Below are 13,574 nucleotides of genomic sequence, written 5' to 3'. Positions count from 1 at the left end.
CCGCAACTCTGCCGACGCCATCCCGACCGGACTTCCTGACCGGTCGGGATCCGTTGCGTATCGGCCCGATCGAACTCGCCAGTCCTGTGGTGCTCGCACCGATGGCAGGCGTCACCAACGTCGCCTTCCGCGTGCTGTGCCGCGAGCTCGAGGCTCAGCGCACCGGCACCGTGTCCGGCCTGTACGTGTGCGAGATGGTGACGGCTCGCGCTCTGGTGGAGCGTCACCCCGTGACGATGCACATGACGACGTTCGACCCGACGGAGACGCCGCGGTCCATGCAGCTGTACACGGTCGACCCGGAGTACACCTACAAGGCCGCCAAGATGATCGTCGACGAGAACCTCGCCGACCACATCGACATGAACTTCGGCTGCCCGGTCCCCAAGGTCACCAAGCGCGGCGGCGGATCGGCGATCCCGTACAAGCGCCGCCTGTTCCGCAACATCGTCGCCGCCGCCGTCCGCGCCACCGAGGGCACCGACATCCCGGTGACCGTGAAGTTCCGCATCGGCATCGACGACGAGCACCACACGCACCTCGACGCCGGCCGCATCGCAGCCGACGAGGGCGCGCAGGCCGTCGCGCTCCACGCGCGGACCGCATCCCAGCGCTACTCGGGCACCGCGGTGTGGGACGAGATCGCACGCCTCAAAGAGCACGTGACGACGGTTCCGGTGCTCGGCAACGGTGACATCTTCGAGGCCGACGACGCCGTCGCGATGATGCAGCAGACCGGCTGCGACGGTGTTGTGATCGGCCGAGGCTGCCTCGGACGACCGTGGCTGTTCGCCGAACTCTCGGCCCGACTCCGCGGCGTCGACGCCCCGACAGCACCGAATCTCGGCGAAGTGGGCCAGATCATGTTCCGCCACGGAACCCTACTCGCCGCACATCACGGCGAGGACAAGGGTATGCGCGAGATGCGCAAGCACATCGCCTGGTACCTGCGGGGCTTCCCGGCGGGCGGCGACCTCCGCTCGCAGCTGTCGCTCGTGAAAACCATGGACGACCTGCGGAGACTCATCGACACCCTGCCCGCGGACACGCCGTTCCCCCGCGATGCGCACGGTCCGCGCGGGCGTCAGGGCTCCCCCGCATCGGTCGCGCTGCCCGAAGGATGGCTCGACGATCCGGAGGAGGACATCGTCCCCGAAGGCGCCGAGATCATGCACTCGGGAGGCTGACAGCGCCGTCCTGAGCTGGTCGATCATCAAACTTTCAGGTCCGGCCACTATCATGTCCGAAGTCCCTGACCAGTGAGGTTATCGTGAGTTCAGACCGCCCCGGCGCCGACCGCCCGGACGACCAGCCGTCGTCACCTCGGCGATCTCGTCGTGCCGGTCGATCGTCTGACTCGTACGACTTCCGCGACCGTTTCGGCGACACCGGCCGGCACCCCCGGGCCGAAGGATTGCGCGAACCCACCGGCCGCGAGCAGTACGTGCGCCCCCGCGGCCGTCTCACCGTCCGGCAGCTCATGGATCAGATGGGCGTCGACGAGTCGGCGGGCACGCTTCCGCCCGCGCAGGCCGAGCCGCCCGCAACCGGACGACGCCGCGCCACCCCGCCGCCGACTCCCCCGCGTCGCACGACGCCGCCGCCGGCCGCCCAGGCGCCTCGGCCCGCGGCACCGCGACCGCCGACATCCCAAACGCCCACCCCTGCACCGTCGGCGCCGCAGCGCAGACCGGCGACCCCGCCGGCGGCACGACCGCAGCCGCGCCCGGCAGCGCCCAAGCCCGAGGCGACGCAAGCGATCCCACCCATCGCCGGATTCGAGTTCGAGCCGGTCGACCTCTCCGACACGACGACCGCATCACGCGCGTCCGACGAGTCGCGGGCCCAGAGCCCCACGCCGCCCAAGGCTCCCTCCGACGATGCACCGGCAGCAGCCCAGCAGGCGCCCGGTGACGTCGTCGACGCCCCGAACAGGATCCGTCGCAGGCCTCTCGAACCGACTCCGGACCTCACCCAGGTCATCGAACGAGTTCGTCCCCGTAAGGCACCCCTGACGAAGAAGGCCCGCGCCCGCAAGGTCGCGACCGGTACCGGTCGCACCCTTGTCGCGCTGGCGTGCATCCTGTCGCTCGTCGGCACCGGATACGTGTGGAACATGAACCGGATCTGGAACGGCAACTGGAACATCGTCGACGCCATCGACCCGAACAACAAGGACGTCCGCAACAAGGACGCCCAATACGGCGACGAGACGTACCTGATCGTCGGCACCGATACACGGAGCGGACAGAACGCCAAGGTGGGCGCCGGTGAGGCCGACACCGTGGAAGGCGCCCGCGCCGACACGATCCTCCTGGTCAACGTCCCGGCCGACCGCAGCCGCGTGGTCGCGGTGTCGTGGCCGCGAGACCTCGCCGTCGACCGGCCCGAGTGTCAGAACTGGAACTCGGAGACAAAACAATACGACGGAGTGCTCCCCGCGGCGCCCAGCGTGAAGCTGAACGGTGTGTTCGCCGACGGCGGACCGTCGTGCATCGTCAAGACGCTCACGCAGATGAGTGGTCTGAACATCAACCACTTCATCGCCATGGACTTCGCAGGCTTCGAGCACGTGGTCCGCGCCGTCGGCGGCGTGGAAGTCTGCTCCAAGGTGCCGCTGTTCGACGACGAGATCGGCTACATCGTCAAGACCCCGGGCCGTAAGAAGCTGACTCCGAAGCAGTCGCTGAACTACGTGCGCGCCCGCCACATCGCACTGGAGGGCAACGGCGACTACGGCCGCATCAAGCGCCAGCAGCTGTTCATGTCGTCACTGCTCCGATCGACGCTGTCGGGCGACGTGCTGTCGAATCCGAACAAGCTGAACGGCATCGTCAAGACGTTCATCAAATACAGCTACGTCGACCGCGTCGACACCGACGCGCTCATCAACCTCGCCGACTCCATGCAAGGCATGGACGCCGGAGCGGTCACGTTCCTCACCGTTCCCACCTCCGGGACGTCGGAGGACGGGCAGAACAACGAGATCCCGCGAACCGAAGACATCGATGCGATCTTCAACGCCATCATCGACGACCAGCCGTTGCCGGGCGAGAAGAAGAAGCGACCAGCCGATGCGCCCACTCCGACCGCGAAGGCTCCAGTCAACATCGAGATGACGGCGCAGCACGCGAGCAACATCACCGCGCGTGTCCTCAACGGCACGGGGCAGTCCGGAATGGCCTCGAACGTGATGGACGAGTTGATCCGCCAGAGCGTCGAGGTGTCGGGCATCGGTGACGCATCCGAACAGCGCACCGACACCGTGGTGCGATACGGCACCGGTGAACGCGACTCCGCCGCGACCATCGCCAAGCTGTTCCCCGGCGCGAAGATTCAGCTCGACAAGTCCGTGAAGTCGGGTGTCCAGGTGATCCTCGGCACCGATTTCGGCGGCGTCGAGACAATGGGTTCGGTTCCGGCCGCGGGTTCGACGCTGTCGGTGGAGAACCTCCCCGAGAACGTCAACAGCAGCAACCTGCCGAACGACCTCGCCGTGACCAACGCGGGCGACACCACCTGCAGCTGACACGCTGCCGACTGTTCACGCCGACTTCACCCTGCCCGGCAAGCCTTCGACCGGCACGTTCAGTAGAATTCGCGGTATGCGTGACGCCTACCAGGAGCAGATGTCTGCCCTGAACACGGTCCTCGGTCAGATGGTCGAAGAGGTCGGCCGTGCGATGGAGATGGCCACCCGGTCGCTCCTCGAAGCCGACCTCGAACTCGCCGAACGCGTGATCTCCGATCACGACGCGATCGCCGAGCAGTCCGTCGAAGCCGAAGACCTCGCCTTCAAACTGATGGCTCTGCAGGCCCCCGTCGCGGGCGACCTGCGTTCCATCGTGTCCGGTTTTCAACTCGTGTCCGAGATCGACCGCATGGGCGCCCTCGCCCTGCACGTCGCGAAGGTCGCACGACGCCGCCACCCGGCCCACGTGCTGCCCGAAGAGGTCGCGGGCTACTTCGAGGAGATGGGTCGCCTCGCCGTGGAGCTCGCGCACAACGCGCACCGGGTCCTCGAGTCGCAGGACTACCACGACGCCCTCAGTCTCATGGACGACGACGACGCGATGGACGACCTCCACCGCCACCTCTTCACGGTCATGATGGACCGCGAATGGGCTCACGGCGTGTCCGCCGCCGTCGACGTGACTCTCCTCGGCCGTTACTACGAGCGATACGCCGACCACGCCGTCCTCATCGCCCGCCGCGTCGTCTTCCAGGCAACCGGAAAGACCCCCGAGCAGCTTCTCGAAGCGTCGTAGACCCTTCGACAAACGAATTGAGGCCCGGCACATCGTGCCGGGCCTCAGTACGTGAGCGGGCTCGCTAGCCGAAGCGGCCGGAGATGTAGTCTTCGGTCTCTTTGCGGTCGGGATTGGAGAACACCTTCTCGGTGGCGCCGACCTCGACGAGCTCACCGGGCTTGCCGGCGCCGGACAGGTTGAAGAACGCCGTCTGGTCGCTGACACGCGCGGCTTGCTGCATGTTGTGTGTGACGATGACGATCGTGTAGTCGTTCTTCAGCTCCGACACCAGGTCTTCGATGGCGAGCGTGGAGATCGGGTCGAGGGCCGAGCACGGCTCGTCCATCAGGAGCACCTGCGGAGAGACTGCGATCGCGCGTGCGATGCACAGACGCTGCTGCTGTCCGCCGGACAGTCCGCCGCCCGGCTTGTCCAGGCGGTCCTTCACCTCGTTCCACAGGTTGGCGCCGCGCAGGCTGGCCTCGGCCACCTCGTCGAGCTTCGCCTTGTCACGGACTCCGCCGAGCTTGAGTCCGGCGACGACGTTGTCGCGGATCGACATCGTCGGGAACGGATTGGCTCGCTGGAACACCATGCCGACAGTGGTACGGACACCGACCGGGTCGACGCCCTTGCCGTACAGGTCGAGATCGTCGAGCTTCACCGACCCGGTGGTGTAGGCACCGGGCGTCACCTCGTGCATGCGGTTGAGGGTCCGCAGAACCGTCGATTTGCCGCAGCCGGACGGGCCGATGAACGCCGTCACCGACTTCGGCTTGATCTTGAGCGACACGTTCTGGACGGCATGGAAATCGCCGTAGTAGACGTTCAGGTCTTCGATGGTCAGGCTCTTGGCCATGGGTCAGCGTCCTGTCTTGGGGCCGGTGAATGTGGACAGCACACGAGCGAGGATGTAGACGACCGCCACGGCGATCACCAGGGTGAGCGCCGCTCCCCACACCGTCTCGTAGCCGCTCGGGCCCTTGTTGTAGTTCTGCAGCATCATCAGGGGCAGCGACTGCTGGTCCCCTGCAAAGGGATTCACGTTCATCACGCGAGTGGCGCCCATCAGGATGAGCACCGGTGCCGATTCGCCGATCACGCGGGCCACCGCCAGCATGACGCCGGTGATGATGCCCGACATCGCCGTCGGCAGCACCACCCGGAGAATCGTCTTCCACTTGGGCACGCCGAGCGCGTACGCGGCCTCGCGGAGATCCTGCGGAACGATCTTCAGCATCTCCTCCGTGGCACGCACCACCAGCGGAACCATCAGCAGCACAAGTGCCAAGGCGACGACGAGGCCCGAGCGGGGCAGCCCGAGCGTCGTCCGCCAGACGGCGTACACGAACAGCGCCGCGACGATCGACGGGACGCCGGCGAGGACGTCCACCATGAAAGTCGTGACCCGCGAGAGGAGGCTCTTCCTTGAGCTGTACTCAACGAGGTAGATCGCGACGAGCACTCCGACCGGCACCGCGACGACGGCAGCGAGCGCTGTCTGGATCAGGGTTCCGACCAGGGCGTTCGATGCTCCGCCGTAGCGTTCGGACTTCGTCCACCAGTCGATGTCGACGATCGGGCCGATGCCGCGGGACACCAGGGTCCACACGAGCCAGCCGAGTGGCAGGACGGCGAGCAGCACCGACAGCGTGACGGCCACCCGCGCCGTCTGGTCGGTCACCTTGCGGCGCGTGGACATCGCACCCGGCAACGCCGGGCGGGGTGCGACGGGTTCTTTCGTCTTCGTCAGTTCCATGTCACGCCTTCCGAGCGATCACCGCGCGCGCCGCCGCGTTCACGATGAAGGTGAGGGCGAACAGCACCAGGCCCGCCGAGATGTAGGCGCCGGTCTTCAGCGGATTGTCGAACTCGGCGGCATTGTTCGCGATGATCGTGGCGAACGTCTGACCGCTCTCCATGACGTTGAAGTCGATGGGTCCTGCCGTCGACATGATGAGGAGCAACGCCATCGTCTCGCCGAGTGCACGGCCGAGACCGAGCATCGCGCCCGAGATGTAGCCGGAGAACCCGAACGGCAGGACCGCGAAGCGGACCACCTCCCACTGGCTGGCGCCGAGCGCGAGCGCGGCTTCACGGTGCCCGTGCGGGGTCTGCGCGAACACTTCACGCGTCACAGCGGTGATGACGGGCAGGATCATGACGGCGAGGACGATGCCCGCGGTCAGCATCGTGCCGCCGGTCGACATGTTCGCCGCGTTCTGCGGCTGCTGGAAGAACGGCAGGAAGCCGAGATTGTCGACGAGCCACTGGTTGGGGCCGACCATCGCCGGGCCGAGCACCAGGATGCCCCAGAGACCGTAGACGATCGACGGGACGGCGGCGAGGAGGTCGACCGTGAACGCGATCGGACCTGCAACGCGTTTGGGCGCGTACTCGGTGATGAACAGAGCGATGCCGAGCGCAACGGGCATCGCGATCGCGAGTGCGATCACGGACACGAGCGCGGTGGCGTAGAACTGCTGCGGGATGCCGAACTTCAGATCGTCACCGGACACCACCCAGGTGCCCTCGAAGGTGAAGAAGTTCTCGGTGTTCTTGGCGAGCGCCGGGATCGCCTGCAGCAGCAGGAACAGTGCGATCAGGCCGATGACGGCGGAGACGAGCAGGCCCGATCCGGTGGCGAGGGTCCGCATGACGCGGTCCCCGGTTCGAGACACCGCCGAGCCCGAGGGCGCGGAGGAGTCCCGACGCCCCGAAGGCGGGGCGGGCTGCCCACCGGCAACCCGCCCCGCCTCGGACGCTGTCGAATCCCCGTTCTTCACGGAATCGACGGCGGCGGTGTCAGACATCGTCACAGCGCGTCGATCGTCCCACGCAAGGTGGTCTGGAACGCTGCGGGCAGCGGCACGTAGCCCTCGTCAGCCAGCTTGTCCTGGCCCTTCTCGAGGATCGTGGTGAACGCCGTCTTGAGGCTCTCGGAGACCTTCGAGTCGGAGTAGCCGCCGGTCGAGCAGACGATCTCGTACGTGGTCAGGACCAGCGGGTAGGCGCCGGCTTCCTGAGTCTTGTAGAGCGCCTTGGTGTCGACGACGAGGTCCTTGGAACCCGGGGTCTTGAACTTCGCCAGGTCGAGCGCCTTGCCTGCGGTCTCCGCGGTCAGTTCGGTCGCACCCTTGCCGAAGTCGACCTTGGCGATGCCCAGATCATTCTCCTTCGCGAAGCCCCACTCGACGTAGGTGACCGAGCCCTCGGTCTTCTTCACGGTGTCGCCGACTCCGGTCGACTTGGCAGCGCCCGAGCCACCCTTGCCCGCCCATTCCTTGCTGGGCTCGTACGGCCAGTCGGCGGGAACGTTCGCGTTGAGGAACTTGGTGAAGTTGTCGGTGGTGCCCGAGCTGTCGCTGCGGTGGACCGGGATGATCTTCGTGGCGGGCAGTGCGACGCCCGGGTTGAGAGCCTTGATCGCGACGTCGTCCCACGAGGTGATCTTCGAGTCGAAGATCTTCGCGAGGGTGGAGGCGTTGAGAGTCAGGTTGTCGACACCGGGGACGTTGAAGGCGACGGCGACAGGGCCCGCGACGAGCGGGATGTGCCATGCGTCCTTGCCGCCGCAGCGGGCCTTCGCCTGGGCGATCTCGTCGTCCTTGAGAGCCGAGTCGGAGCCTGCGAAGTCGACGTCGCCTGCGATGAACTTCTTCACGCCTGCGCCCGAGCCGGAGCCGGTGTAATCGAGGTTGACGCCACCGTTGTCGGTGAGGACGTCGGCGAACGTGGTCATCGCCTTCTGCTGCGCGGTGGAGCCTTCACCGGTGATGGACCCGGCGTCCGAATCGGAACCGCCGCACGCGGTGAGGACGAGGGATGCCGCCACGACGGTGGCGGCCGCGGCACCGGCGCTGCGAACGAGCTTGGGGTTGACGCTCATGGGAGTCGATGGCCTTTCGATTTGCTTCGGGGTAACGAAGCGAAGCTATCGACGCCCGGTTAGGTTTCGGCGACGCGTCGGTGGCCGAATTCCGAACAGTCGGATCCGGACGACGAACATCAGGTGTCGTCCAGACGAACTCGCTGGCCCCGCTCCTGGCGCCCGAGTAGCAGTGGGTCGACAGTCGGCCCGTCGCTTCGACTCGCTCCGCTCGCTCAACGAGCAGTGGGGGTCGCGCCCCGTCAAACGAGCAGTGGGGGTCGCGCCCCGTCAAACGAGCAGTGGAGGTCGCGCCCCCGTCAAACGAGCAGCGGCGTCGCGCCCGCGTCAACGAGCCGGTGGTCTGCTACAGGCGACGGTAGGTGATGTCGGCGCGGTACCGACGGAACCCGAGTCGGTCGTACGTGTGGAGTGCTGCGGTGTTGTCGCCCTCCACGTACAGTTCCACCTCGTCGACGCCCCGCCCCTCCAGGTAGTGCAACCCGGCGAGGGTCAGCAGGCGGCCGAGGCCGCGGCCCTGGGCGGCCGGGTCGACTCCGACGATGTACACCTCGCCGAGCCCGGGCTTGTCGACCTTCGTCCAATGGAAGCCGAGCAGCCGGTCGGGATCGCTCGGATCGAACGCGAGGAACACTCCGGCCGGGTCGAACCAGTCCGACGTCGTGCGCTCGGTGATCTGATCCTGCGTCCAGCCGCCCTGTTCCGGGTGCCAGTCGAAGGCCGCGTTGTTGACGCGGAGGATCTCGGCGTCGTCGGTCTCGCGGTACGTGCGAACCACGATGTCGTCACGGCTCTGCAGTTCGGGCAGCACCTGGGACGTGCGACGTCGCAGTTGCAGCAGTTCACGCTCGCGGCTCAGCCCGAGAGCCTCGGCTACGCACGCCGCGGCGGGCAGATCACCGTGCGCCCATATCTGAGCGTCGTCGCCGGCGTCGGAAGCCACGTCGAGAAGAGCCGAGACCAGGGCACGCCCCTGCCCGAAACCTCGGTGTTCGGGGTGCACGACGGCCTCGGCCATCGGACCGATCACGTTGCCGTAGCCACCAGCTGTCAAGACGTGCACACCTTCACCGCGCACCGCATGCCGGTGCTGCTCGCTGAGAGCATCGATCCCGTCAGTCTGCTCGGCCGCTGCGTTCGCGGCGAGCGCGTGCTCGACGTCATCAGGGGCGAGATGTCCACGCACGATTCGGATGTCTGTCATGCGTTCCGAGCGTAGTCGCCGACGCCTCGCCTGCGCTCGACGAGCCGCTGCGCCGCAAAAGTCACGTACGGGCGGCGTACGAAACGCACCCCGGTGTTACTTTCCTGCCACGTCGTGAGTTTCGTTTAGTCGGGCTCGCCCGCACCCGATTCGTCGGCGGCGCGCGCGCCGGAGGGCTTGACGGCCTTGTAGCCGACGTTGCGCACGGTGCCGATCAGCGATTCGTGGTCGGACCCTAGTTTGGCTCGCAGGCGGCGGACGTGGACGTCGACCGTGCGGGTGCCGCCGAAGAAGTCGTAACCCCACACCTCCTGCAGCAACTGGGCGCGAGTGAAGACACGGCCCGCGTTCTGCGCCAGGTACTTGAGGAGTTCGAACTCCTTGTACGTGAGGTCGATCGGCTTGCCGCGCAGACGTGCGGTGTAGGTGTTCTCGTCGATGACGAGTTCACCGAGAGTCACTTTGTCGGACTGCTCCGGTTCGATCTCCACTCCGCGCGACGAGATCAGCCGCAGCCGAGCGTCCAGTTCGGCCGGGCCGGTACCGGGCAGGAGGAAGTCGTCGATCCCCCAATCCGGATTGACCGCGACAAGACTGCCCTCGCCGACGACCGCGACCACGCGCGCGCCGGTCGAATCGAGGAGCCGGCACAAGCTTCGGGCCGCGGCGAGATCGGCACGCGAATCGACCAGAACCAGGTCCGACTCGGCGGCGTTCACCAACGACGACGTGTCGGCAGGCGCCAGACGCACGTCGTGCGGCAACAGGGTGAGTGACTCGAGGACGGCGTCCGGGGACGCCTCCGACGTCAACAACAACAGGTCCACTAACCACTCCGATCTCGTCGTGGCCTCTTGTGAACTGTCGATCGACGCTGGTCGCAGCTCGGTGAAGGTGTGATGACAGAATAGACCCGATGGCCGCGACAACCCGAATCCACCTGCCGAAACGCCCTCTGCGGGCACTCGCATGGTTGGCCGTCGCGGTCGTGATTCTGCTGGTCACAGGCTTTATTGTCGATAATGTCACCGCGTCTCGCGCGGAACATCGTTTCGCCCGCGCATTGGAGTCGTCGGCCGGTGTCGAGTTCGAACCCGAAGTCACGATCGGCGGGTTCCCGTTCCTGGCGAAGGCGTCGTCCGGCCGATTCCCACAGGTCACGATCAGCGCACGCGGAGTCGTCCTGGACGGCGGGAGTCGCGGCACGTCCCGTGCAACCCTCGACGCCCGCCTCACCGAGCCCGATCTCGGGAACATCTGGGAGCTCGGTGCCGACACCTCGATCACAGTCCAACAGGTGACAACCGAGACTCGCATCGACTCGGTCAATCTCGGCCGTCTGATGGGGATCACGGACCTGTACATCAATACGCCGGCCCCCGACGGCAAGGTCGGTGCGGGCGGCCCGGGCGACGGGCTCCTCGAACGGACCGACGGCATCATGCTCAGCGGCACGGTCCCGCTCCCCGGCTCACCGGAGTACGACGGCCGATTCCCGCCGTCGGCCAGCGGATACACGTTCCCGAAGGTCAAGATCAGCGTCTCGGCGCGCACCTTCGTCGCAGGCGGTCGTGTCCACATCGAGGCCACCGGGATCTACGACGGTCCGGAAGAGCACTACTCAGCGGACGTCCCGGAAGAGTTTTACGCACACGTTCTGAAGCGCTTCTCCGTGGTGCTCCCATCTCTGCCGACTGCGTGGAACGTGGTCCCGAACAGGTCCCTGAGCAGGGGAAGTGATCTTGTCGTCATCGGCGACGCCGGCCGAAGCACACTTGTCGTGAGAGACTTCGCCCGCATTCCGTCGGCCGCCTGAGCGAACCCGTGTTGTAGGGTCGTGGCCATGCAACACCGCAGTGAGCTGATGCTCACCCGCCGCCTGGCGATCGACTTGTGTCGAACCGCCAACTGTTGCTGTCTCTAGCCGTCTGAACGGCACTCTCCCTTCCGCCGCGTCGGCGATCCCGGCATTTCGGCACTTCTCCACCCTGGCATGCGCCCGACATCCGTCGTCGGTGTCGCATACGTCTCCCTGTGAAAGGAACACACATGGCACGCTCCGACGTCCTGGTCAGCGCCGATTGGGCTGAGCAGAATCTGAACACCGACAAGGTCGTCTTCGTCGAGGTCGACGAGGACACCTCGATCTACGACCTGAACCACATCCCGGGCGCCATCCGCCTGGACTGGAAGAAGGATCTGCAGGACGGCCTGCGTCGCGACTTCCTGAACGCCGAGCAGTTCGGTGCGCTCCTGTCCGAGCGCGGCGTCGCCAACGACGACACCGTCGTCCTCTACGGCGGCAACAACAACTGGTTCGCCGCCTACGCGTACTGGTACTTCAAGATCTACGGCCACAAGGACGTCCGCCTGCTCGACGGCGGCCGCAAGAAGTGGGAGCTCGACGGTCGCGAGCTGAGCTCGGACACCGTCACCCGTGAGGCCACGACGTACACCGCACAGGCCGCCGACACCTCGATCCGCGCCTTCCGCGACGAGGTCATCGACTCGATCGGTTCGGTGAACCTGGTCGACGTTCGCAGCCCTGACGAGTTCGCAGGCAAGATCGCCGCGCCCGCACATCTCCCGCAGGAGCAGGCTCAGCAGCGCGGCCACGTCCCCGGCGCCATCAACATCCCGTGGTCGACCACCGCGAACGAGGACGGCACCTTCAAGTCGGACGAGGACCTCAACGCCCTGTACGCCGAGAAGGGCTTCGACGACTCGAAGAACACCATCGCGTACTGCCGCATCGGCGAGCGCTCGAGCCACACCTGGTTCGTTCTGCAGGAGCTGCTCGGCAAGACCAACGTCAAGAACTACGACGGCAGCTGGGTCGAGTACGGCTCGCTGGTCGGCGCCCCGATCGAGCTCTGATTCGCCTCTTTCGGCGAGACTTTTCTGAGAGGAACTTTCATCATGTGTGGTGCACCCAAGCAGGGACAGACCCTTCCCGCAGGCGTCGACGTCGAGAAGGAGACCGTGCTGACGGGCCAGGTGCTCGACGGTTCGGGCAACCCGGTCGCCGGCGCGTTCGTGCGTCTGCTCGACGGCACGGGCGAGTTCACGGCTGAGGTCGTGGCCTCGGCCACCGGCGACTTCCGCTTCTTCGCCGCCCCCGGCAACTGGACCCTTCGCGCGCTCAGCGCACAGGGCAACGGTGACATCGCCGTCTCGCCGGAAGGACCCGGAGTCCACAACCACGACGTGGTCGTCGCCAAGTAAACGACAACGTCTTTCGCCGGAACTCCGGTCCGCTTCGAGCGGGCCGGGGTTTCGTCGTCTGCGCCCCGCCCCACTGCTCCTTGAGCGAGCTTGCGAGTCGAAAGGTCCGCCCCCCGAGCAATCCCGCGGGCGGGCTGGGTTCGTCGTCCAGGCCTTTCGACTCGCTCCGCTCGCTCAAGGAGCAGTGGGGCGTGCGGGTCGAAAGGTGTGATCTATCAGCCACTCGCCCGAGCAGAGTTATCGACGCCCGCCCTGGCGAGGTAAAGTCGAGGCGTGGTCCTCTTCTTCGAAATCCTCCTGGGTCTGGCGTCGCTCCTCATCGTGTGGTTCGCGCTCTACACGGTCTACCGACTGGTGAACGACGAGTCATGACCCGTTCGGGCAATGAAGCGATCTCCGACGCCGAGCAGCGCGCCCAGGAGACCGCATCCCTCAATGTGCCCACGATCGGCGACCTTCCGCTCCCGATCGACACCGCCAATCTGCGCGAAGGCCCCGATCTTCATGCGGGGCTCCTCGCACTGCTGCCGCTGGTCGGCGTCTGGGAGGGGGAAGGCGAAGGCCACAACCCCCTGACAGGCGACGACTACCAGTTCGGCCAGCAGATCACCGTCACTCATGACGGCGGTAACTACCTCGTCTGGCAGTCGCGCTCATGGGTCGTCGACGACGACGGCGCATACGTGCAACCCGACCAGCGCGAGTCCGGTTTCTGGCGGATCAGCGAAGACGACGAGATCGAACTGCTGCTCACTCACGCCGAAGGTGTCATCGAGCTGTTCTACGGTCGTCCGCTGACACAGACGTCCTGGAACCTCACCACCGACGTCACGCTCCGCACAGAGACCGGTGTGCACACCGGCGGCGCGAAGCGTCTCTACGGCCTCGTTCCCGACGGTGACCTCGCATATGTCGAGGAGCGCGTCGACGCCGACGGTGAACTCACCCCGCGTCTGTCCGCGAAACTCCGTCGCGTCATCGGCTGACTTCTAGGAACAAAAGACAG

At 66.3% G+C, this 13,574-nt stretch carries 13 protein-coding genes; 7 read left to right on the top strand and 6 right to left on the bottom strand.

Features of this window, described 5'->3' with window-relative positions; all coding sequences use genetic code 11:
- Positions 1 to 8 precede the first annotated feature (8 nt).
- The 3 genes from dusB to phoU all read left to right on the top strand — a co-directional run bounded on the left by dusB (position 9) and on the right by phoU (position 4,268).
- Entirely contained in the window at positions 9 to 1,187 is a 1,179-nt protein-coding gene (dusB, locus tag JVX90_RS01715; RefSeq protein WP_205332230.1) for a tRNA dihydrouridine synthase DusB, read from the top strand.
- Between the two features lie 83 nt (positions 1,188 to 1,270).
- A complete protein-coding gene (locus JVX90_RS01710) occupies positions 1,271 to 3,529 on the top strand; it encodes an LCP family protein (protein ID WP_205330755.1) in 2,259 nt (752 codons plus the stop codon).
- Positions 3,530 to 3,605: 76 nt separating this feature from the next.
- Entirely contained in the window at positions 3,606 to 4,268 is a 663-nt protein-coding gene (phoU, locus tag JVX90_RS01705) for a phosphate signaling complex protein PhoU (protein WP_008378703.1), read from the top strand.
- A 64-nt stretch (positions 4,269 to 4,332) separates the two neighbouring features.
- Here the strand turns inward: phoU and pstB are convergent, their stop codons facing one another.
- From pstB to JVX90_RS01675, 6 genes are all read right to left on the bottom strand, one after another.
- A complete protein-coding gene (gene pstB / locus JVX90_RS01700; RefSeq protein ID WP_008378701.1) occupies positions 4,333 to 5,109 on the bottom strand; it encodes a phosphate ABC transporter ATP-binding protein PstB in 777 nt (258 codons plus the stop codon).
- Between the two features lie 3 nt (positions 5,110 to 5,112).
- Positions 5,113 to 6,009 carry a phosphate ABC transporter permease PstA gene (gene pstA, locus JVX90_RS01695; RefSeq protein ID WP_205330754.1) on the bottom strand — a complete coding sequence of 299 codons (897 nt, stop codon included), beginning with the start codon at positions 6,007 to 6,009 and terminating at the stop codon, positions 5,113 to 5,115.
- A 1-nt stretch (position 6,010) separates the two neighbouring features.
- Positions 6,011 to 7,063, bottom strand: coding sequence for a phosphate ABC transporter permease subunit PstC (gene pstC / locus JVX90_RS01690; protein WP_205330753.1), 1,053 nt, complete (start codon positions 7,061 to 7,063; stop codon positions 6,011 to 6,013).
- 2 nt (positions 7,064 to 7,065) lie between these two features.
- On the bottom strand, positions 7,066 to 8,139 hold the full coding sequence (gene pstS, locus JVX90_RS01685; RefSeq protein WP_205330752.1) for a phosphate ABC transporter substrate-binding protein PstS: 1,074 nt from the start codon (positions 8,137 to 8,139) through the stop codon (positions 7,066 to 7,068).
- 346 nt (positions 8,140 to 8,485) lie between these two features.
- Positions 8,486 to 9,343 carry a mycothiol synthase gene (gene mshD, locus JVX90_RS01680; RefSeq protein WP_205330751.1) on the bottom strand — a complete coding sequence of 286 codons (858 nt, stop codon included), beginning with the start codon at positions 9,341 to 9,343 and terminating at the stop codon, positions 8,486 to 8,488.
- A gap of 125 nt (positions 9,344 to 9,468) precedes the next feature.
- A complete protein-coding gene (locus JVX90_RS01675; RefSeq protein WP_205330750.1) occupies positions 9,469 to 10,170 on the bottom strand; it encodes a response regulator transcription factor in 702 nt (233 codons plus the stop codon).
- 89 nt (positions 10,171 to 10,259) lie between these two features.
- On the opposite strand from JVX90_RS01675, the gene JVX90_RS01670 reads away from it, so the two are divergent.
- The 4 genes from JVX90_RS01670 (at position 10,260) to JVX90_RS01655 (ending at position 13,554) form a co-directional block, all read left to right on the top strand.
- Positions 10,260 to 11,159 carry a DUF2993 domain-containing protein gene (locus tag JVX90_RS01670; RefSeq protein WP_205330749.1) on the top strand — a complete coding sequence of 300 codons (900 nt, stop codon included), beginning with the start codon at positions 10,260 to 10,262 and terminating at the stop codon, positions 11,157 to 11,159.
- Between the two features lie 233 nt (positions 11,160 to 11,392).
- Complete coding sequence (locus tag JVX90_RS01665) at positions 11,393 to 12,220, top strand: sulfurtransferase (RefSeq protein WP_008378690.1); 828 nt, start codon at positions 11,393 to 11,395, stop codon at positions 12,218 to 12,220.
- Between the two features lie 42 nt (positions 12,221 to 12,262).
- A complete protein-coding gene (locus JVX90_RS01660; RefSeq protein ID WP_008378688.1) occupies positions 12,263 to 12,568 on the top strand; it encodes a DUF1416 domain-containing protein in 306 nt (101 codons plus the stop codon).
- Between the two features lie 368 nt (positions 12,569 to 12,936).
- Positions 12,937 to 13,554: an FABP family protein gene (locus JVX90_RS01655; protein WP_205330748.1), complete on the top strand. Its 618-nt coding sequence runs from the start codon at positions 12,937 to 12,939 to the stop codon at positions 13,552 to 13,554.
- Positions 13,555 to 13,574 lie beyond the last annotated feature (20 nt).

Origin of the sequence: Gordonia sp. PDNC005 (assembly GCF_016919385.1) — a bacterium.
GTDB lineage: Bacteria > Actinomycetota > Actinomycetes > Mycobacteriales > Mycobacteriaceae > Gordonia.
The sequence above is the reverse complement of the archived record's forward strand: the minus strand, read 5'-3'. Positions and strand labels throughout refer to the sequence as shown.

Coding starts and splice junctions, on each gene's coding strand:
- phoU (WP_008378703.1), top strand. CDS start 3,606: ATGCGTGACGCCTACCAGGAGCAGATGTCTGCCCTGAACACGGTCCTC.
- pstB (WP_008378701.1), bottom strand. CDS start 5,109: ATGGCCAAGAGCCTGACCATCGAAGACCTGAACGTCTACTACGGCGAT.
- pstA (WP_205330754.1), bottom strand. CDS start 6,009: ATGGAACTGACGAAGACGAAAGAACCCGTCGCACCCCGCCCGGCGTTG.
- pstC (WP_205330753.1), bottom strand. CDS start 7,063: ATGTCTGACACCGCCGCCGTCGATTCCGTGAAGAACGGGGATTCGACA.
- pstS (WP_205330752.1), bottom strand. CDS start 8,139: ATGAGCGTCAACCCCAAGCTCGTTCGCAGCGCCGGTGCCGCGGCCGCC.
- mshD (WP_205330751.1), bottom strand. CDS start 9,343: ATGACAGACATCCGAATCGTGCGTGGACATCTCGCCCCTGATGACGTC.
- JVX90_RS01670 (WP_205330749.1), top strand. CDS start 10,260: ATGGCCGCGACAACCCGAATCCACCTGCCGAAACGCCCTCTGCGGGCA.
- JVX90_RS01665 (WP_008378690.1), top strand. CDS start 11,393: ATGGCACGCTCCGACGTCCTGGTCAGCGCCGATTGGGCTGAGCAGAAT.
- JVX90_RS01660 (WP_008378688.1), top strand. CDS start 12,263: ATGTGTGGTGCACCCAAGCAGGGACAGACCCTTCCCGCAGGCGTCGAC.
- JVX90_RS01655 (WP_205330748.1), top strand. CDS start 12,937: ATGACCCGTTCGGGCAATGAAGCGATCTCCGACGCCGAGCAGCGCGCC.